Origin of the sequence: Streptomyces sp. NPDC056734 (genome assembly GCF_042790455.1) — a bacterium.
Classification (GTDB): Bacteria; Actinomycetota; Actinomycetes; order Streptomycetales; family Streptomycetaceae; genus Streptomyces.
Map to the genome: position 1 here is coordinate 97107 of NZ_JBHTZD010000018.1, position 20403 is coordinate 117509.

14 protein-coding genes are annotated in these 20403 nt (G+C 71.9%); 8 read left to right on the plus strand and 6 right to left on the minus strand.

What is annotated here, in order from left to right:
• Nucleotides 1–26 precede the first annotated feature (26 nt).
• On the plus strand, nt 27–1361 hold the full coding sequence (locus ACFRFC_RS26660; protein WP_382692123.1) for a DivIVA domain-containing protein: 1335 nt from the start codon (nt 27–29) through the stop codon (nt 1359–1361).
• A 360-nt stretch (nt 1362–1721) separates the two neighbouring features.
• Here the strand turns inward: ACFRFC_RS26660 and ileS are convergent, their stop codons facing one another.
• Nucleotides 1722–4868, minus strand: coding sequence for an isoleucine--tRNA ligase (gene ileS / locus ACFRFC_RS26665; RefSeq protein ID WP_382688785.1), 3147 nt, complete (start codon nt 4866–4868; stop codon nt 1722–1724).
• Nucleotides 4869–7197: 2329 nt separating this feature from the next.
• On the opposite strand from ileS, the gene ACFRFC_RS26670 reads away from it, so the two are divergent.
• From ACFRFC_RS26670 to ACFRFC_RS26695, 6 genes are all read left to right on the plus strand, one after another.
• Nucleotides 7198–8487 (plus strand): TraR/DksA C4-type zinc finger protein, encoded by a 1290-nt coding sequence (locus tag ACFRFC_RS26670; protein WP_382688782.1) that lies wholly within the window; start codon nt 7198–7200, stop codon nt 8485–8487.
• Nucleotides 8488–8584: 97 nt separating this feature from the next.
• Nucleotides 8585–9211, plus strand: a complete 627-nt coding sequence (gene lspA, locus ACFRFC_RS26675; protein WP_382688779.1) for a signal peptidase II — start codon at nt 8585–8587, stop codon at nt 9209–9211.
• A 51-nt stretch (nt 9212–9262) separates the two neighbouring features.
• On the plus strand, nt 9263–10207 hold the full coding sequence (locus ACFRFC_RS26680) for an RluA family pseudouridine synthase (RefSeq protein ID WP_382688776.1): 945 nt from the start codon (nt 9263–9265) through the stop codon (nt 10205–10207).
• Nucleotides 10204–10674, plus strand: coding sequence for a GNAT family N-acetyltransferase (locus ACFRFC_RS26685; protein ID WP_382688773.1), 471 nt, complete (start codon nt 10204–10206; stop codon nt 10672–10674). The genes ACFRFC_RS26680 and ACFRFC_RS26685 overlap by 4 nt, the downstream gene beginning before the upstream one ends.
• Nucleotides 10675–10859: 185 nt before the next feature.
• Nucleotides 10860–12446: a Na+/H+ antiporter gene (locus ACFRFC_RS26690; protein ID WP_382688770.1), complete on the plus strand. Its 1587-nt coding sequence runs from the start codon at nt 10860–10862 to the stop codon at nt 12444–12446.
• Between the two features lie 48 nt (nt 12447–12494).
• Entirely contained in the window at nt 12495–13235 is a 741-nt protein-coding gene (locus ACFRFC_RS26695) for an SDR family NAD(P)-dependent oxidoreductase (RefSeq protein ID WP_382688767.1), read from the plus strand.
• Nucleotides 13236–13267: 32 nt separating this feature from the next.
• Here ACFRFC_RS26695 and ACFRFC_RS26700 read toward each other — a convergent pair whose 3' ends face one another.
• On the minus strand, nt 13268–14401 hold the full coding sequence (locus ACFRFC_RS26700) for a mechanosensitive ion channel family protein (protein ID WP_382688763.1): 1134 nt from the start codon (nt 14399–14401) through the stop codon (nt 13268–13270).
• Nucleotides 14402–14562: 161 nt separating this feature from the next.
• On the opposite strand from ACFRFC_RS26700, the gene ACFRFC_RS26705 reads away from it, so the two are divergent.
• Nucleotides 14563–15132: a dienelactone hydrolase family protein gene (locus ACFRFC_RS26705; protein ID WP_382688760.1), complete on the plus strand. Its 570-nt coding sequence runs from the start codon at nt 14563–14565 to the stop codon at nt 15130–15132.
• A gap of 15 nt (nt 15133–15147) precedes the next feature.
• On the opposite strand, the gene ACFRFC_RS26710 is transcribed toward ACFRFC_RS26705, so the two are convergent.
• From ACFRFC_RS26710 to ACFRFC_RS26725, 4 genes are all read right to left on the minus strand, one after another.
• Entirely contained in the window at nt 15148–16803 is a 1656-nt protein-coding gene (locus tag ACFRFC_RS26710) for an alkaline phosphatase D family protein (protein ID WP_382688758.1), read from the minus strand.
• A 135-nt stretch (nt 16804–16938) separates the two neighbouring features.
• Nucleotides 16939–17778, minus strand: coding sequence for a thioredoxin domain-containing protein (locus ACFRFC_RS26715; protein WP_382688756.1), 840 nt, complete (start codon nt 17776–17778; stop codon nt 16939–16941).
• A 425-nt stretch (nt 17779–18203) separates the two neighbouring features.
• On the minus strand, nt 18204–18887 hold the full coding sequence (locus ACFRFC_RS26720; protein ID WP_382688754.1) for a hypothetical protein: 684 nt from the start codon (nt 18885–18887) through the stop codon (nt 18204–18206).
• Between the two features lie 100 nt (nt 18888–18987).
• Complete coding sequence (locus ACFRFC_RS26725) at nt 18988–20313, minus strand: DUF2252 domain-containing protein (RefSeq protein WP_382688751.1); 1326 nt, start codon at nt 20311–20313, stop codon at nt 18988–18990.
• Between the last annotated feature and the right edge of the window lie 90 nt (nt 20314–20403).

Consider the following 20403-nt stretch of genomic DNA (forward strand, 5'->3'; position numbering starts at 1 on the left):
GCCGACGACTACGTTGAGGTGAAGAGATGCCGTTGAGCCCCGAGGATGTGCGGAACAAGCAGTTCACGACCGTCCGCCTCCGAGAAGGCTATGACGAGGACGAGGTCGATGCCTTCCTCGATGAGGTCGAAGCCGAACTGACCCGCTTGCTCCGCGAGAACGAGGATCTGCGCGCCAAACTGGCCGCGGCCACCCGAGCCGCCGCGCAGAACCAGCAGAACATGCGCAAGCCCCCGGAGCCGCAGGACCAGCAGGGCGGGATGCCCCAGCAGGGTGGCATGCAGCAGCAGGGGGGAATGCCCCAGCAGGGCGGGATGCCTCAGCAGGGCGGAATGCAGCAGGGCGGAATGCCTCAGCAGGGTGGGATGCCCCAGCAGGGAGGCATGCCGCAGCAGGGCGGAATGCAGCAAGGCGGCATGCAGCAGGGCGGGATGCCGCAACAGGGCGGAATGCCCCAGCAGGGCATGCGAGGGCCCGGCGCTCCGGTGCCCGCCGGCATATCGGGCCCGCCGCAGCAGCAGATGGGTGGCCCCATGGGTGGCCCGCCCCAGCTGCCGAGCGGTGCGCCGCAGCTTCCCGCCGGTCCCAGCGGACAGGGCCCGCAGGGACCCGGCCCGATGGGTCAGGGTCCGATGCAGGGCCAGATGGGACAGGGCCAGATGGGACAGGGCCCGATGCAGGGCCAGATGCAGCAACAGATGGGCCCGGGTCCCATGGGCGGTCCGATGGGCGGCCCCGGTATGCCCGGTCAGGGCCCCGGCGGCGACAGCGCCGCCCGTGTCCTCTCGCTGGCCCAGCAGACCGCCGACCAGGCGATCGCCGAGGCCCGCTCCGAGGCCAACAAGATCGTCGGCGAGGCCCGTTCACGCGCCGAGGGCCTGGAGCGCGACGCCCGCGCCAAGGCCGACGCCCTGGAGCGGGACGCGCAGGAGAAGCACCGCGTCGCCATGGGCTCCCTGGAGTCCGCCCGCGCCACGCTGGAGCGCAAGGTCGAGGACCTGCGCGGCTTCGAGCGCGAGTACCGTACGCGGCTGAAGTCCTACCTGGAGTCCCAGCTGCGCCAGCTGGAGACGCAGGCCGACGACTCGCTCGCCCCGCCGCGCGCCCCGGCGGCCGCGTCGCTGCCGCCGTCCCCGGCGCCCTCCATGGCCCCGGCCGGTGCGAGCGCCCCGTCGTACGGCGGCAACCCGGCGATGGGCGGTGTGCCGAGCCCGGCCGCCCCGTCCTACGGCGGCGGACAGCAGCAGATGTCCCCGGCGATGACCCAGCCGATGGCCCCGGTCCGCCCGCAGGGCCCCGGCCCGATGGGCCAGGCGCCCTCCCCGATGCGCGGTTTCCTGATCGACGAGGACGACAACTGAGCGCCCCGTAGGACGGCGTGGCCGTTGGCAGAGTTGCGGTAAAGGGGCGGGCCCCGGATTTCCATCCGGGGCCCGCCCCTTTTACGCGTGTTGCTGACCGACGCTCACTTACGAGACCGGCCTGACCTGCTTTGACCGGTCCCCGTGTCTATCGCGGGTGACCGTCCCGGCGTGCTTCTCACGGAGCGGGTCACTGGCCCCGTGTCCTTCGCGGAGTGACCGTCCCGGCCCGCTGTTGACGGGCGGGTCACTGCCCCCCCGGTGCCTATCGCCGGGTGACTGTCCCGGCCTGCTTTTTTGGGGGCGCGGGGAACTGCGCGACCAGCCCCCGCACCCCCGCACCCGCCGATGGCGCCCGGGCTACGCCTTCCGCAGGCGGAACGTGAGCGACAGCCCCTCGTCGGAGAACGGCTCGCCGAACCCACCGTCATCGCCCTCGCCCTGCGCGAAATCCGTCGCAAGGACCTCGTCCGCGATCATCCCCGCGTGGACGCTCAACGCGGCGATCGTCGCCGGGTCGGTGGCGAGCCACCGCAGGGCGATCCGGTCGGCGACATCCAGCCCGCTGTTCTTCCGGGCCTCCTGGATCAACCGGATCGCGTCCCGGGCCAGCCCGGCCTGCCGCAGCTCCTCCGTGATCTCCAGGTCGAGGGCGACGGTCGCGCCCGAGTCGGACGCCACCGACCAGCCCTCGCGCGGAGTCTCCGTGATGATCACCTCGTCCGGGGCGAGCGCGATGGTCTCGCCGTCGACCTCCACCGACGCCGTACCCTCGCGCAGCGCCAGCGACAGCGCGGCCGCGTCCGTGTCGGCGATGACCCTGGCGATCTCCTGGACCCGCTTGCCGAACCGCTTGCCCAGGGCCCGGAAGTTGGCCTTGGCCGTGGTGTCGACCAGGCTGCCGCCCACCTCGGACAGCGAGGCCAGCCCCTCGACGTTCAACTCCTCCGTGATCTGGGCGTGCAGCTCGCGGTCCAGGGTGTCGAACCCGGTCGCCGCGATCAGCGCGCGCCGCAGCGGCTGACGCGTCTTGACGCCGGACTCCGCGCGCGTGGCCCGCCCCAGCTCCACCAGCCGGCGCACCAGCACCATCTGCCGGGACAGCTCCGGGTCGATGGCGGTCAGATCCGCCTCCGGCCAGGACGCGAGGTGCACCGACTCCGGGGCGTCGGGGGCGACCGGCACGATCAGGTCCTGCCAGACCCGCTCGGTGATGAACGGGGTCAGCGGCGCCATCAGCCGGGTGACCGTCTCGACCACCTCGTGCAGGGTGCGCAGCGCGGCCTTGTCGCCCTGCCAGAAGCGGCGCCGGGAACGGCGTACGTACCAGTTCGACAGGTCGTCGACGAACGCGGACAGCAGCTTGCCGGCGCGCTGGGTGTCGTAGGACTCCAGGGCCTGGGTCGTCTGGTCGGTGAGGGCGTGGAGTTCGGAGAGCAGCCAGCGGTCGATCAGCGGGCGGTCGGCGGGGGCCGGGTCGGCCGCGGAGGGGGCCCAGTTCGACGTGCGCGCGTACAGGGCCTGGAAGGCGACCGTGTTCCAGTAGGTGAGCAGGGTCTTGCGGACGACCTCCTGGATGGTGCCGTGGCCCACCCGGCGGGCCGCCCAGGGGGAGCCGCCGGCCGCCATGAACCAGCGGACCGCGTCGGCGCCGTGCTGATCCATCAGCGGGATCGGCTGGAGGATGTTGCCCAGGTGCTTGGACATCTTGCGGCCGTCCTCGGCGAGGATGTGGCCGAGGCACACCACGTTTTCGTACGACGACCTGTCGAAGACCAGGGTGCCGACCGCCATCAGGGTGTAGAACCAGCCGCGGGTCTGGTCGATGGCCTCGGAGATGAACTGCGCCGGGTAGCGGGACTCGAACAACTCCTTGTTCTTGTACGGGTAGCCCCACTGCGCGAACGGCATCGAGCCGGAGTCGTACCAGGCGTCGATGACCTCCGGCACGCGCGTGGCCGTCTTCGCGCACTGGGGGCAGGGGAAGGTGACCGCGTCGATGAACGGGCGGTGCGGGTCGAGGTCCGACTGGTCGGTGCCGGTCAGCTCGGTCAGCTCCGCGCGGGAGCCGGCGACCGTGAGGTGGTCGTCCTCGCAGCGCCAGATGGGCAGCGGGGTGCCCCAGTAGCGGTTACGGGACAGCGCCCAGTCGATGTTGTTGTTGAGCCAGTCGCCGTAGCGGCCGTGCTTGACCGTGTCCGGGAACCAGTTCGTCCGCTCGTTCTCCTCCAGGAGGCGGTCCTTGACGGCTGTCGTACGGATGTACCAGGACGGCTGGGCGTAGTAGAGCAGGGCGGTGTGGCAGCGCCAGCAGTGCGGGTAGCTGTGCTCGTAGGGGACGTGGCGGAAGAGCAGGCCGCGGGTGCCGAGGTCCTCGGTGAGCTGTTCGTCGGCCTTCTTGAAGAAGACGCCGCCGACCAGGGGGAGGCCGTCCTCGAAGGTGCCGTCGGGGCGGACCGGGTTGACCACCGGCAGGCCGTAGGCGCGGCAGACCTTGAGGTCGTCCTCACCGAAGGCGGGGGACTGGTGGACCAGACCGGTGCCGTCCTCCGTGGTGACGTACTCGGCGTTGACCATGTAGTGCGCCTCGGTGCCGGCGGGGAACTCGACCAGCTCGAAGGGGCGCCGGTAGGTCCAGCGCTCCATCTCGGCGCCGGTGAAGGACTGCCCGGTGGGCTCCCAGCCCTCGCCGAGCGCCTTGGCGAGCAGCGGCTCGGCGACGACCAGCTTCTCCTCGCCATTGGTCGCGACCACATAGGTGACCTCGGGGTGAGCGGCCACGGCGGTGTTGGAGACCAGGGTCCACGGGGTGGTCGTCCAGACCAGGAGGGCGGCCTCGCCGGCCAGCGGGCCGGAGGTCAGCGGGAAGCGGACGTACACCGAGGGGTCCACGACCGTCTCGTAGCCCTGTGCCAGCTCGTGGTCCGACAGGCCGGTGCCGCAGCGGGGGCACCAGGGGGCGACGCGGTGGTCCTGGACCAGCAGGCCCTTGGAGAAGATCTCCTTCAGCGACCACCAGACGGAGTCGATGTACTCCGGCTCCATGGTCACGTACGCCTCGTCGAGATCGACCCAGTAGCCCATGCGGGTCGTCAGCTCGGCGAAGGCGCCGGTGTGGCGCAGGACGGATGCGCGGCACTTGGCGTTGAACTCGGCGATGCCGTACGCCTCGATGTCCTTCTTGCCGGAGAAGCCCAGCTCCTTCTCGACGGCCAGCTCCACGGGGAGGCCGTGGCAGTCCCAGCCGGCCTTGCGGGCGACGTGGTAGCCGCGCATGGTGCGGAAGCGGGGGAAGACGTCCTTGAAGACGCGGGCCTCGATGTGGTGGGCGCCGGGCATGCCGTTCGCGGTGGGCGGGCCCTCGTAGAACACCCACTCGGGGCGGCCCTCGGACTGCTCCAGGGTCTTGGCGAAGATCTTCTGCTCGCGCCAGAAGTCGAGCACGGCGTGCTCCAGGGCGGGCAAATCGACCTGGGCGGGTACCTGGCGGTACGTCGGCGCTGTCATCTGCGGGCTTCCTCCAACGGACTTTCTGCCTTCCGTCGGAGGGACGAGAGCCTGGCCGGGTCCTGGTGTCGGACCTGCCTTCGCGCCGGCTGCGGCGCGCTCCCGCGGTACCACCCTCCTTGGCCCTCCGGCGCCCGATGCGCGCTCCGGGGAGCCCCCTCATTGGGGTCGCGAGCCGGTTCTACTCGCCGCGTCGGCCTCTGTACGGGGTGTGCTGGGTCTCTGTACGAGAGGTGTTGCGGCTTTCCTCCGGCGGCTCCGGGGTGATCTTCACGTCGCGCTCGCCCCCGGGCTTCCACCGTCCCCGGGTCGCTCTGGGCTGCGTACGCCGCTACTCGTCCCCATCCACGCCTTTCGCTCCGCCCAGTGTACGGCGCCGCACCGACAGCGGACGACCGGATATCGGGCGGGCCGGCGGGGTGCGGGGTGACCCGAATGGCGCGGTCGGTGGGCGGGCGTCCGGGGATCTCCGCGCGGCGGATTCACCCTGCGGGGAGCTGGGCACAACGGATGCATGTCCGCCGCGTGGGGGTGCCGGGGCGGGCGGCTGGGGCGGCGTGCCCCGTTGCCGCGGGACTCAAGTCGATTTATCGTCCCAGCACGATTCGCGCGCAAGATCACGGTATGTGAAGGGGCCGCGGCCATGGTGGCGAAGAAGACCGCCGTACGGGACTCGATGCGTGGTGCGTCGGGGGGTGTACGGGGCTTTGGCGGCGGGGCGGGTTCTTCGGGGGGTGGCACGGGTGTTTCCGGTGGTGCGGGCAAGGACGTCGGGGGCAAGAAGCGGGTTTCCGGGGTGCGGGGTGGTGCGGGGTCGGGAGAAGGTGGGGAGGCCGAGTCGGGGGGTGGCGCGCGGGAGCCGGTGAGGAAAGGGACGTCCGCGCGGGCGCCGGTGACGAGGACCGCCGCCAAGAGGGCGGTGACAGTCGACAGGGGGGTGGCTGAGGAGGCCACGCCGGTGAAGGAGACCTCGAAGGAACCCCCCAGGGGGAGCGCGGCCAGGAAGGGTGCGGTGGGGAGGGCTGCCGCCGGGAAGGGTGGGGCGAATAGGGCTGCCGCCGGGAAGGGTGGGGCGAGGAAGGGTGCCGCGAAGAAGGCGGTGGCCCGGAAAACCTCGCCTAAGGCGGTCGCCAGGAAAACGGTCGCCAAGGAGGCGGTTTCCGGGAAGGTCTCCTCTGAGGCTGCTCGTGGGGCCGCCCATGAGGTCGCTCCTGAGAGCGCCCAGGAGGGGGCGACCGGGAGGAGGGCGACGGCCAAGAAGGCTGCTGCCAGGTCGGGGGCGGCCGAGAAGGCCCCGGCCCCGGCCCCGGCCCCGGTCAAGAAGGCTTCCGCCGGGAAGGCGGCTGCGGGCAGGAAGGCCGTGGCCAAGAAGGCCCCGGCGGCCAAGGCCGCTGCCGCGCGGGGTGCGGGGGAGGGGACCCCTGACGACGGCAAGGCGGTGGTCCGGGGAAGCTCGGCCGCCGGGAAGCGGCCCGCCAAGAAGGCCGCCGCCAAGATGGTCCCGAGCGGTGTGGCGGGGGCTCGGGAGCCGTCGTCTGGTGCCGGCGGCGAGGGGGCTTCTGCCGGGAAGGTGTCCGCCGGTCGGAAAGGCTCCGCCGGTGTGGCGGGTGCCCCAGGTGACCAGCCCTCGGCAGAAGGATCGGCGCCAGGCCGGAAGCGTCGCGCTGGTGTAGCGGCGACCGCTGGTGAGCAGCCACCGGCGGTGGAGGCTCCTCGCCGGAAGGTATCGGCCAAGGGGGTGGGTGCTGTAGCTGGGCAGGTCTCGGGGGTGGGAGGTTCCGGCCGGGAGCCTGGTGCTGGTGCTGGTGCTGGTGCTGGTGCTGGTGCTGTGGGCGCCGTGGGTGAGGGGTCTGCGGTGGAGGGAGTCTCCCGTCGTCGGGGGACTGGCAGGGCCGCAGGTGCCGCAGTTGAGCAGGTCTCAGGGGGAGGCTCCGGTCGGAAACCTCGTGCCGATGCCGTAGCCACCACAGTCGAGCAAGCCCCGGAGGAAGCTCCCCGCCGGAAAGCCTCCGCCAGGGCCGCCGCAGGTGCCGGAGCCGAGAAGCCTCCGGCAGGTGAAACCCGTAGCCGGAAACGCACCGCTGGTGCCGTAGGTGCCACTGGCGAGCGGCCTCTGGCAGAGGGAGCCTCCCGCCGAAAAGCCGTCAGGGACAGCGGCGCCGCAGGCGGGCTGCCCTCGGCAGAGCAAGCCCTCGGCCGGAAGTCCCCCGGCGAGGAGTCCTCCGGACGGAAGACACCGGAGGTGAAGGCCCCGGGGCGTCAGTCTCCCGGTGGGGAGTCCCGTGGTGGGGCGTCGCCAGGACGGAAGTCCTCCGGACGGAAGGCATCGGTGGCGAAGGCCTCAGGGCGTCAGTCTCCCGGTGGGGAGTCCTCTGGTGGGGCGTCGCCAGGACGGAAGTCCTCTGGACGCAAGACATCGGCGGCGAAAGCCCCGGGACGTCAGTCTCCCGGGGAGTCCCCTGGCCGGGCGTCGCCAGGGCGGAAGTCCTCTGGACGGAAGACACCGGCAGCGAAAGCGCCAGGACGGCAATCCTCCGGCGCGGAGTCCCCCGACCGCACGTCGCCAGGACAGAAGCCCTCTGACCGGGAGTCGGCAGAGGAGCGTGCCCCGGGACAGCAGGCCCCTGAACAGAAAACGCCCGGACGGAAGTCGCCGCGAAAAAAGGCCCCGGGAAAGCAGCCCTTGGGGAAGCAGACCCCGGGCAAGCCCTCCGGCCAGACCCCTGGCCGGCTCTCCGGCCAGGCCCCCGGACAGTCGCCTGGACAGCCGTCCGGAAAGAAGCCCTCCGGAAAGAAGCCCTCCGGAAGGAAACCCTCCGGCAAGCAGCCCCCTGAACAGCAACCTCCCGAACAGCAGGCCCCCGGCCAGCACGCCCCAGACCAGCAAAGTGCAGGTCAGCGGTCGTCTGGGCGGAAAACCTCTGGCGTCAGATCCCCCGGCAAGAAGGCCTCCGGCATGAAGACATCTGGTGGGAAAGTTCCCAGTGAGCGGGTTCCCAGCGAGCGAGTTCTCAGTGAGCGAGTTTCCGGCGAGCAGGTTTCCGGCGAGGACGTTCCCGGTGTGAAGGATTCCGGGCGGGTTGGTGGGCGGAAGAGTACGGCGAAGAGTGCGGCGTCGGCCGCGGACGAGACGGGAGCCAAGACGGTGGTTGCTAAGAAGAGCCCTGGTGCGGCCACGGCGGCCAAGACCGCCGTACCCAAGGCGCGGCCCGCCGCCGAGCCCGGGGAGCTGGCGGTGCGGCCCGGGGAGGATCCCTGGACGCCCGAGGAGGTCGCCGAGGCCCGGACCGAGCTGATCACCGAGGCGGAGCGGCTGCGGGACGAGATCACCACCACCGAGCGGTCGCTGGTCGGCCTGATGCGGGACTCCGGCGACGGCGCGGGCGACGACCAGGCGGACACCGGCACCAAGAACATCACGCGCGAGAACGAGCTGGCGCTCGCCGCCAACGCGCGCGAGATGCTCCTCCAGACCGAGCGCGCCCTCCAGCGCCTGGACGCCGGTACCTACGGCCTGTGCGAGAACTGCGGTAATCCGATCGGCAAGGCCCGTATGCAGGCCTTCCCGAGGGCCACCCTGTGTGTGGAGTGCAAGCAGAAGCAGGAGCGCCGGTACTGACAGGCGTCCCTCGCCCCGGTGGCCCTCCTGAGCACCGGGTGTGTCAGGGGCGTGCCGTACCCTCGTGCTCAGCAGGCACCTAGGTTGAGGGACTCACGTGGCAGAGGCGGAGCGCATCATCGGTACGCCGGAAAACCCGGACGCGGGACAGGCCGAGGCGGAGGCCGAGCAGGAGCGGCCCGCCTCCGGGACGGCACCTACCCCGGAGACCGACGAGGGTGGCGCCGCGCCGCCCCGGGGCAAGCGGCGGATCGCCGTGCTGTTCGCCGTCGCCGCGTTCGCCTACGCCCTGGATCTGTCCACCAAGCTGCTCGTGGTGGCGAAGCTGGAGGGCAACCCGGCGATCGACGTCATCGGCGACTGGCTGCGCTTCGACGCGATCCGCAATCCGGGCGCCGCCTTCGGCATCGGCCAGGCGTTCACGATCATCTTCACGGTCATCGCCGCGTCCGTGATCGTCGTCATCGCGCGCCTCGCCCGCAAGCTCTACAGCCTCCCCTGGGCCCTCGCGCTCGGTCTGCTGCTCGGCGGCGCGCTGGGCAATCTCACCGACCGGATCTTCCGCTCGCCGGGCTTCCTGGAGGGCGCGGTCGTGGACTTCATCGCGCCCAAGCACTTCGCCGTCTTCAATCTCGCCGACTCGGCGATCGTCTGCGGCGGCATCCTCATCGTGCTGCTCTCCTTCCGCGGCCTCGACCCCGACGGCACGGTCCACAAGGACTGACGGCGGCGGACGGCGTACGGCGTTGTCGGACCCGTCCGGCATACTCGACGGGTGAGTACGCTTCCCGAGATCCGCACCCTGCCCGTGCCCGATGGCCTGGAGGGCGAGCGCGTCGACGCCGTCATCTCCCGGATGTTCGGCTTCTCCCGCACCAAGGCCGCGGAGCTGGCCGCCGCGGGGAAGGTCACGGTCGACGGGTCGGTGGCCGGAAAGTCCGAGCGGGTGCACGGCGGCGCCTGGCTGGAGGTCGAGATGCCCCAGGCGCCCGCGCCGGTGCAGATCGTCGCCGAGCCGGTCGAGGGCATGGAGATCGTCCATGACGATGACGATGTCGTGGTGATCGTGAAGCCTGTGGGGGTTGCCGCTCATCCCAGTCCGGGGTGGAGCGGGCCCACCGTCATCGGCGGGCTCGCCGCCGCCGGGTACCGGATCTCCACCTCCGGTGCCGCCGAGCGGCAGGGGATCGTGCACCGCCTCGACGTGGGCACGTCCGGGCTGATGGTGGTCGCCAAGTCCGAGCGCGCGTACACCTCCCTCAAGCGCCAGTTCAAGGAACGCACGGTCGACAAGCGCTACCACGCGCTCGTGCAGGGCCACCCGGACCCGACGAGCGGCACCATCGACGCCCCGATCGGCCGCCACCCGCAGCATGACTACAAGTGGGCGGTCACCGCCGAGGGCAAGCCCTCCGTCACGCACTACGACCTGATCGAGGCGTTCCGCGCGGCCTCCCTGCTCGATGTGAAGCTGGAGACCGGGCGCACCCACCAGATCCGCGTCCACATGGCCGCCCACCGCCACCCCTGCGTCGGCGACCTCACCTACGGCGCCGATCCCACCCTCGCCAAGCGGCTCGGCCTGACCCGCCAGTGGCTGCACGCCGTACGGCTGGGCTTCGAGCACCCCGGCGACGGCCAGTGGGCCGAGTTCTCCTGCGACTACCCCGAGGACCTCCAGCGCACCCTGGACCAGGTCCGCGCGGAGACCTACGGGTGAGCGTCGCCCACGAGGTGCGGGTCGCCGCCGGCCCGGCCGACCTCCAGGCGTGCTTCGCCCTGCGCAGGACGGTCTTCGTCGCCGAGCAGGGCGTACCCGAGGACATCGAGTACGACGTGTACGACGCGGGCGCCGTCCATGTGCTGGCCGTGCGCGCGGCGGACGGCGCGCCGCTGGGCACCGGCCGGCTGCTGCACGGCCCGGCCGCCGCCGCGAAGAACGGCGGCGACCCGGCAGTGGGCTCGCTGGGCCGGCTCGCGGTGATCCCGGACGCGCGCGGGCTCGGCGTCGGCGCCGGACTCGTACGGGCCATCGAGGACGCGGCACGCGCGCGGGGGCTCACGGCGGTCGATCTGCACGCCCAGACCCACGCCCTGGGGTTCTACGAACGGCTGGGCTACGCGGCGTACGGCCCGGAGTTCCCCGACGCCGGGATACCGCACCGGGCGATGCGGCGCGCTCTGTAGCGACCGGCCCCGGACAGTCCGCGGGCCGCCGCCCGCCCCGGAGCCGTCGTACCACCGTCCCCGGAGCCGTCGTACCACCGCCCCCGGAGCCGTCGTGAGACCGCCCCCGGAGCTGTCGTAAAACCGCCGTACCACGGCCTTGAGAGCTGCTGCCGTACCACCGCCGATCACCCGGAGCGCCGACCGTGGATCAACTGGCCCTGTTGTTCGTGCTGTTGGTCGCGGCCGTGCTCAGCGTCCCGGTCGGGGACCGGCTGGGGCTGCCCGCGCCGGTGCTGATGACCCTGCTCGGGATCGTGCTGGCGCTGCTGGACTTCGTGCCCAACGTCAGTATCCCGCCGGATCTGATCCTGCCGCTGCTGCTGCCACCGCTGCTCTACGCGGCCGTACGGCGCACCTCCTGGCGGCAGTTCGCGGCGAATCTCCGGCCGATCCTGCTGCTCGCCGTCGCTCTGGTGTTCGTCACCACGCTCTGTGTCGCCCTCGTGGCCAACGCGATCGTGCCCGGGCTGGGCGTCGCGGCGGCCGTGGCGCTCGGCGCGCTGGTCGCGCCGCCCGACCCGGTGGCCGCGACCGCCGTCGCCGGACAGCTCGGACTGCCCCGCCGGCTCGTCTCCATCCTGGAGGGCGAGGGGCTGTTCAACGACGTCACCGCGATCGTGCTCTACCACGTGGCCATCGCCGCCGCCGTCAGCGGCACCTTCTCGCCCTGGCGGGCGGGGCTGGACCTGGTGCTGTCCGCCGTGGTCGCGCTCGTCGTCGGGCTGGCGCTCGGCTGGTGCGCCAACAAGCTGGCGGACCTGCTGGGCGACGCCACCCTCCAGATCGGCCTGAGCCTGCTGGTGCCGTTCGCCTCCTATGTCGCCGCCGAGGAACTGCACGGCTCCGGCGTGCTCGCCGTCCTCGTCACCGCGCTCTATCTCACCGACTACGCCACCGACGCCGACGACGTGATGACCCGGCTCGCCGGGCACACCTTCTGGGACATCGTCGACACGCTCGTCACGGGCGTCGCCTTCGGGCTGATCGGCCTGGAACTGCACAACGCCCTGCGCACCGCCTCCGGCCGCTGGGGCGAACTGCTGCTGTGGTCGGCGGCGGTCGTCGGCGTCGTGGTCTTCGTACGGCTGCTGTGGCTGCTGCCCGCGACCTGGGTGACCCAGCGGCTGCACGCGCGGCGCGACCATGACGAGGAGATCCCGACGACCTGGCGCGAGACGGTCGTCATGTGGTGGTCCGGCATGCGCGGGGTGGCCTCCGTGGCGCTGGCCCTCGCCATCCCGCTCACCACCGACGACGGCTCGCCCTTCCCCGACCGCGACGAGATCGTGTTCATCGCCTTCGCGGTGATCATGGCCACCCTGGTGGTCCAGGGCCTGACCCTGCCCTGGCTGGTGAAACGCCTCGGGGTACGGGCCGACAGCGAGCGGGAGAAGGAGTTCGAGCACACCCTCGCCGTGCGCGCGGCGAAGGCCGCCCGGCGCCGGCTGAAGGAGATCGAGGATGTCGAGGACCTGCCGGAGGAAGTGACCGAGCGAATGCTGCGCCGGGCCTACGAGATCGGCGTACGGATCGATCCGCAGCTCGGTGAGGAGGAGCGCCGCGAGGGGCACGAGCAGCGGGCGCAACGGGTCAGGCGGCTGCGCCGGATCGAGCGGGAGATGCTGAGCGCGGCCCGCCACGAGGTGCTGGCGGCCCGCGGCGAGCCCGGCTCCGACCCGGAGATCGTGGACCGGGTGCTGCGCCATCTCGACGTGCGCAGCATGCGCTGAGCCGGACTGTTCCGGCCGTCGGCGCGCACAACGCCGTACGATGTGATCATGTCACGCAACGTTGTCATCAGCGGTGGTGGTACGGGGATCGGGCTCGCGGCGGCGCGGTTGTTCGCGGCGGAGGGGGACCAGGTACTGCTGGTCGGGCGGCGGCGGGAGGTGCTGGAGCGGGCCGGGGTGCCGGGGGCGCTGACCTTCGCGGCGGACCTCGCGGAGCCGGAGCGGGTGCGGGAGGTGGCCGCCTTCGTGGCGCGCGAGCTGGGGACCGTGGATGTGCTGATCCACAGCGCGGGCGGCAACGGGCTGCTGGAGCCGCCCGCCGCCGGTGACGATCCGCTCGACGCCGTGGCCCACGTCTGGAATGTCAACTTCCGGATCAACACGCTGACCTCGGTGCTGCTCACCGAGGCCCTCAAGGACCGGCTCGCCGATCCGGGCGGCCGGGTGCTGTTCCTCAGCTCGATCGCCGCGTTCCGCGGCTCGGGCACCGGGGCGTACGCGGCGGCCAAGGCGGCGCTGCATCCGTACGCCCATGATCTGGCCCGGCAGCTGGGGCCGCGCGGGGTGACCGTGAACGTGGTGGCGCCCGGCTATGTCGAGGACACGGAGTTCTTCGGGGACGCCATGGAGCCGGAGCGGCGGGAGCGGCTGATCGCGGAGACCTCGACCGGGCGCGTGGGCATGCCCGGCGATGTCGCGGCCACCCTGCACTGGCTGGCCTCGCCGCACGCCGGGCATCTCACGTCCCAGGTCATCCAGGTCAACGGGGGTGCGGAGCGGGGCCGCTGACCGGACGACCCGGGAGGCGGCCCGGGAGGCGGTCAGATCCGGTCCGGGCGGTGCGGTTCCACCGCGCGGCGCGGCGCCGGGGTGCCCTCACCGGCGCGTCGCGTGCCGTTCGCGCCCGGAGCGCCGGGGGGCAGTACGGCGTCCGTGGCGTTCACCCTGGGCAGCGCGTACGGATGCTCCCGGACCAGCCAGTCGAGCATCTGTTCGCGGACGGTGACCCGGACCGTCCAGATGTCGTCGGCGTCCTTCGCCGTCACCAGGGCCCGCACCTCCATGGTGCTCGGGGTGGAGTCGGTGACCGCGAGATCGAAGGAACGGCCGTCCCACGCCGGGCACGCGCGCAGGATGTCCTGCAACCGGGCGCGCATCAGCGCCATCGGCGCCGAGTGGTCGAGCTGCCAGAAGACCGTGCCGGTCATCTGCGGGGTGCCGCGCGACCAGTTCTCGAACGGTTTGGACGTGAAGTACGACACCGGCATGGTGATCCGGCGCTCGTCCCAGGTCCGTACGGTCAGAAAGGTCAGGGTGATCTCCTCGACCGTGCCCCACTCGCCGTCCACCACCACGGTGTCGCCGATCCTGACCATGTCGCCGAACGCGATCTGGAGCCCCGCGAAGAGATTGCTCAGCGTGGACTGCGCCGCCACCCCGGCCACGATGCCGAGGATGCCCGCCGACGCCAGCAGCGAGGCGCCGGCCGCGCGCATCGCCGGGAACGTCAGCAGCATCGCCGCCGCCGCCATCACCCCGACGACCGCCGCGACCACCCGCGTTATCAGCGTCACCTGGGTGCGCACCCGGCGCACGCGGGCCGGGTCCCGCTCGGTGTGCGTGTGGGCGTAGCGGGAGTACGACGCCCCGACCACCGCCGCCGCGATCCGCACCGCCAGCCAGGCCGCCGAGCCGATCAGCAGCAGCGTCAGCGTCTGCCCGACGCCCTCGCGGAACCCGGTCAGCAGCCGCGCCTGGTCGTAGGAGCCTCTGAGCAGGGCGGCACACAGCACCAGCTGGTACGGAACCCGGGCCCGGCGCAGTTCGCCCCACAGGGACGTCCCGCCGTGCCGTGCGTCGGCCTTGCGCAGCAGGAAGTCGGTGGCCCAGCCGATGACCAGGGTCAGCAGCACCGAACCGCCGATCACGATCAGGGGGCGGAGCAGATTTTCCATGTCAGTGAACGTAACCGGGGTTCGGGGGTCGTGAACATATCTCCCTGATCCGGTCCGGGCGTGGCTGGGGAGGGCTGGGGAGGCTGGGGTGGTCCGGTCCGGGGTTCGGCCCCCGGTTGCCCTGGCCCGCGTTGTCAGTGGTGGCTGGCACCATGGGGCTCATGGACATCGTGCTCTTTCACTCGGCCCACGGACTCAGACCGGCGGTGCGGGACGCGGCCGAGCGGCTGCGTGCCGCGGGCCATGAGGTGCTGGTCCCGGACCTGTTCGAGGGGCGTACGTTCGACACGGTCGAGGAGGGCATGGCCGCCCAGGCGGGGATCGGGAAGGACGAGCTGCTCAAGCGGGCGGTGCTGGCGGCCGCGCCCCACTCCGGGGCCGGTCTGGTGTACGCCGGGTTCTCGCTCGGCGCCTCCCTGGCCCAGACCCTCGCCCTCGGCGACGAGCAGGCCCGGGGCCTGCTGCTGGTGCACGGCACGTCGGACCTCGCGCCCAACGCGTCGGTGGACGGGCTGCCGGTGCAGCTGCATGTCGCCGAGCCGGACCCGTTCGAGACGGACGACTGGCTGAGCGCCTGGTATCTCCAGATGGGCCGGGCGGGCGCGGACGTGGAGGTGTACCGCTACGCGGGCGCGGGCCATCTCTACACCGACCCCGGGCTGCCCGACTACGACGAGGAGGCGGCCGAGGCCACCTGGCGGGTGGCGCTCGGCTTCCTGGACTCCCTCTAGGCGGCCGGCCGTCGGCTACACGGGGTCGTACGCGCGCTCGATCCGCTGGGTGCCGCTGCGGGTGCGGTACGAGCGCTGCCAGGCGGCGGTGGCGTCGGCCCTGGTGCGGTCGGAGAGGGTGTAGTAGTCCATCTGCGCGCGCTCGGCGGTGAGGTCGAGGACGCCGAAGCCGTGGCGGTCGGTGTCGACCCAGTGGACATGCCGGTTGGCGGCCCGGATGAGCGGCGCGGCGAGCGCGGTGACCGTGCCCTCGGGGACGTTCACCAGGTCGTCCAGATTGTCGGAGGTGACCGAGGTGACCACGAACTCGGTGGCGGCGGAGGCGGACAGCGGGTAGGTCGCGGCGTTCACCGGCACGTCGTTGGCCCACGCCATGTGGAGGTCGCCGGTCAGGAAGACGGTGTTGCGGATGGCGTGCGCGCGCAGATGGTCCAGCAGCTCACGCCGGTCGTCGGTGTAGCCGTCCCACTGGTCGGTGTTGATCGCGAGGCCCTCCCGGGGCAGTCCGAGCAGCTCGGCGAGCGGCGCCAGCAGTTCGGCGGTGAGCGCGCCGATCGCGAACGGCGCGATCATCACCGAGTTGCCGACCAGGCGCCAGGTGGTGTCGGACGCCTTGAGGCCCGCCTTGAGCCAGTCCAGCTGGGCGCGGCCGGTGAGGGTGCGGTCCGGGTCGTCGACCTCGCCGCTGCCGGACGCGGCCTGCTGGGAGCGGAAGGAGCGCAGGTCGAGCAGGGAGAGATCGGCCAGCTTGCCGAAGCGCAGCGCGCGGTAGGTGGTGCCGGCGAGGGCGGGGCGGACGGGCATCCACTCGAAGTACGCCTGCTTTGCGGCGGCCTGACGGTCACCGTAGGTACCCTCGGGGCCCTCGGTGTGGTTCTCGGCGCCGTCCGACCAGGCGTCGTTGGCTATCTCGTGGTCGTCCCAGATGGCGACGCAGGCCGCCGCCGCGTGCAGTGCCTGGAGGTCGGGGTCGGTCTTGTGACGGCCGTGCCGGGTGCGGTAATCGGCCAGGCTGAGGATCTCGTGCGCGGGGGCGTGCGGGCGTACGACGGTGCCTCGGGTGCCGTATTCACCACCGCCGTACTCGTAGAGGTAGTCCCCGAGGTGCAGCCAGGCGTCCAGGTCGCCGCGTGCGGCGAGATGGCGGTACGCCGCGAAGTGGCCGGCCTCCCAGTTGGCGCAGGAGACCACGCCGAAGCGCAGGCCAGCGACGGCGGTGTTCGCGGCGGGCGCGGTGCGGGTGCGGCCGACGGGGGAGTCGGTGCCGCCGGCGGAGAAGCGGTACCAGTAGGCCGTGCCGGGCTCCAGGCCGCGGATGTCGGCCTTGACCGTGTGATCGGTGGCGGCCCGCGCGGTGAGCGAGCCCTGGGCGACGATCTGCGTCAGCGCCCTGTCCTTGGCGACGGTCCAGGCGACCTCGGTGTCCGGGCCGAGCCCGGAGCCGGGGGTGGCCTCCGGGGCGGGTGTCACCCGGGTCCACAGCAGGACGCCGTCGGGGAGGGGATCGCCGGAGGCCACGCCGTGCGCGAAGACGGGGGTCCCGGCCGCGCGGGCGGGCAGTGCTGCGGTGAGCGGAGCGGCCAGCACCGCGGTGGCCGCCGCGGCCTTGACGACCGTACGGCGGCGCGGGGTAAGGGAGTTGGTCTTGGGTGATCTGTCATGACTGGTCACGAGCGATCAGGTTACTGAGCGGTACGAAAGGGAGCGGGCGAACTCGGAAAGTTCGCCCGCTCTTTCGGTCCTGGACGCCGGGGCGTCCTCGGTTCGGCCCTCGCGGGTCGCCGTTCAGAGACTTCGGGTCGCCGTTCAGCCCTTGAGGGCCGCGTCCACCACCGTGTTGAAGTCCGCCACCGTCATGGGCGGGTTGCCGTCGGCGGTGGTGAGGATCTTGCCGTCCATGACGAAGCTCGGGGTGCCCGTCACGCCGTCCTTGTTGGTGTCGAACGTCTTCGACATCGCCAGGGCCCAGGCGTCGTACGTGCCGTTGTTCACCGCGTTCTGGAATGTGGCGTTGTCCTTCAGGGCCGGGACGGTGTCGCCGATCTCGATGAGGTAGCTGTCGTCGGCGAACTTGTCGTCGGTCTCCTCCGGGTGCCAGTCCGCCGAGTACAGCGCGGTCTTGTACGCCAGGAACGCGTCCGGGCTGACGTTCAGGGCGGCGCCCAGCGCGCTCATCGCGTTCTTGGAGCCCTCGCCGTTGGAGCCGACCTTGCCGTCGCCGAGCGAGTCGCCGTCCAGGAAGGTGCCGCCCACGAACTGGACCTTGTACTTGCCGTCGGCGATGTCCTTGTCCACGGTCGAGCCGACCGTCTGCTCGAAGGAGGCGCAGACCGGGCAGCGCGGGTCCTCGTAGACCTTGAGGGTCTTGGGGGCGCTCTCCTCGCCTATGACGACGGTGGTGCCGTCGGTGCCGGTGGTGTTGGCCGGGGCGGTGACCTTCTCGTCCTGCACGGCCTCCCAGTGGGTGGGCTTGTTCGCCTGGACGACGGCGTAGCCTATGCCGCCGGCCGCGGCCAGCACGGCGACGACTGTGCAGGCCACGATGATCTGGCGCTTGGTCCTTGCGCGCTTTGCCTCGCGCTCGCGTTCTTCGCGTAGGCGCTCTCGCGCGGCGGATTTGGCGGCGTTGGTGTTTCGCTTGCTCATGGTGATCTCCATGTGGGGTGGGGGTGGGGTGGCGGGGGTGGTTTTTCGGCCGCGCGTGCGTGGTGGCTGGTCGCGCAGTTCCCCGCGCCCCTAGGGGGTGGGTGGTAGCCGGTGTTTCGGGGTCCCGTGTCTCTGGGGGGGGTGTGCGGTATCCGGCGTTTCGGAGTCCCGCGCCCCTAGGGGGTGCGTGGTAGCCGGGGTTCCCGCGTTCCGCGCCCCTGGGGGGTGGGTGGTAGCCGGTGTTTCGGGGTCCCGTGTCTCTGGGGGTGTGCGGTGCGCGGTGTCCTGCCGTGCCGTGTCCCTGGGCATTTGCGGTGCGCGGGGGCCGGGAGGTGTGCGCAGATTTCCGCGCCGCCGGGGTGGGAGGTGTGCTGTGGGCCCCATGCCTCTTCAGGCGGGGCGACGTCGCCGGACGGTGCCGGGCGTCAGGCGACGCAGCTGCGGGGCGGTGGGCCGCGGCGGCCCAGCGTGTGTGACAGCAGGAGGTCGCGGATGATCGCCGCGCGGTGCGTGGGGCGCGGCGGACGCGGGGCCGACGGAGCCGGCCGTACGACGATGCCGGTCACCGCCAGCAGCAAGGGGCGGAACGTCGTCGCCGCGGCGGCGCTCAGCAGCTGGGTCAGGGCGCGCTCGCCCCGGTGGAGCCAGGCCGCGGCCAGCAGGCCGATGGAGACATGGGCGCACAGCAGGAGCCAGGCGGCCCGGGGGTCGGCGTTGGCGAAGAGCGCGGTGGCGGTGTCCGGGGCCGTCATCCGGGCCAGCGGGGAGCCGACCGCGCCCCCGCACAGTACGTCCAGGCCCACCGCGCGCAGCGGGCCGGTCACCGGGCCGCCCGCGGCGCCGTAACAGGCGTGCTGGCCGGCCGTGAAGAGCGTGTCGACCGCCAGTTCCAGCGGGATCAGCAGGGCGGCGATCCGGCCCGGGCCAACCTCGCGGCGGCCCGCCAGCGCGAACGCCACGGCGAAGACCGCGGCGGCGGCCAGCGCCACCGTGGCCAGCGGCAGCGGGACCCCGGACAGCAGCACGTGCGACGCGGTGCCGAGCGTCACGACGAGTGCCGTGAACAGCGCCGCGCGTACGGCTCTGATCGGGGTCCCTGATATGTCCATAGCGGTCAGAGTGTGCCACGGGGTCCGGTAAGGGACCCCTAAAGGGTCCCTGTGGACGCCGTGCCCTTCCCTCTGGGTGACCTCCCCGTCACAGGCCGCGTCACAGGCCGGGGATGCGGCCGTTGCGGAACAGGTCGACGAAGATCTGGTGGTCGGCACGCGCGCGGGCGCCGTAGGAGTGCGCGAAGTCCACCAGCAGCGGGGCGAAGCCCTCCTCGTCGCCGGCGATGGCCGCGTCGATGGCGCGCTCGGTGGAGAAGGGCACCAGGGACTCGCCGGAGGTGTCGTCCGCCGCCGCGTGCATCGTCGCCGTGGCCCGGCCGAGGTCGGCGACGACCGCCGCGATCTCCTCCGGGTCGTCGATGTCGCCCCAGTCGAGGTCCACCGCGTACGGCGAGACCTCGGCGACCAACTGGCCCGCGCCGTCCAGCTCGGTCCAGCCGAGCCACGGGTCGGCGTGCGCCTGGAGGGCGCGCTGGGAGATCACCGTGCGGTGCCCCTCGTGCTGGAAGTACTCGCGGATCGCCGGGTCCGTGATGTGCCGGGAGACGGCCGGGGTCTGGGCCTGCTTGATGTAGATCACCACGTCGTTCTCCAGGGCGTCGCTGTGGCCCTCCAGCAGGATGTTGTACGACGGCAGCCCGGCGGAGCCGATGCCGATGCCGCGGCGGCCCACGACATCCTTGACGCGGTAGGAGTCGGGGTGGGTCAGCGAGGTCTCCGGGAGCGTCTCCAGATAGCCGTCGAAGGCCGCCAGCACCTTGTAGCGCGTGGCCGCGTCCAGCTCGATGGAGCCGCCGCCGGGCGCGAAACGGCGCTCGAAGTCACGGATCTCGGTCATCGACTCCAGCAGCCCGAAGCGGGTCAGCGCGCGGGCGTCGCGCAGCGCGTCCAGGAGCGGGCCCTCGGCGGTGTCCAGGGTGAAGGGCGGCACCTCGTCGCTCTTGGCGCCCGTGGCCAGCGCGTGCACCCGGTCGCGGTAGGCCGCCGCGTAGACGGTCACCAGCTCGGTGATCTGCTCGTCGGACAGCGCCTTCGCGTACCCGATGAGGGCGATGGAGGCGGCGAAGCGCTTGAGGTCCCAGGTGAAGGGACCGACGTACGCCTCGTCGAAGTCGTTGACGTTGAAGACCAGCCGGCCGTTCGAATCCATGTACGTGCCGAAGTTCTCCGCGTGCAGGTCGCCGTGGATCCACACGCGCGAGGTGCGCTCGTCCAGGTACGGGCCGCCGCGCCGCTCGCCCTCCAGGTCGTGGTAGTACAGACCCGCCGTGCCGCGGTAGAAGGCGAAGGCGGACGCCGCCATCTTGCGGAACTTCACACGGAACGCGGCCGGGTCGGCGGCCAGGAGCTGGCCGAAGGCGGTGTCGAAGACGGCGAGGATCTCCTCACCGCGCCGCTCGTCACTGAGCTGTGGAACCGACATCGCGGAGTGCCTCCTGGTGCATGTGTACGACAGCGTTTCTGTCGTGTCCAACGGGCGGGGCCGCCCGGAAGTGCCCATCCTCGCGGCCCG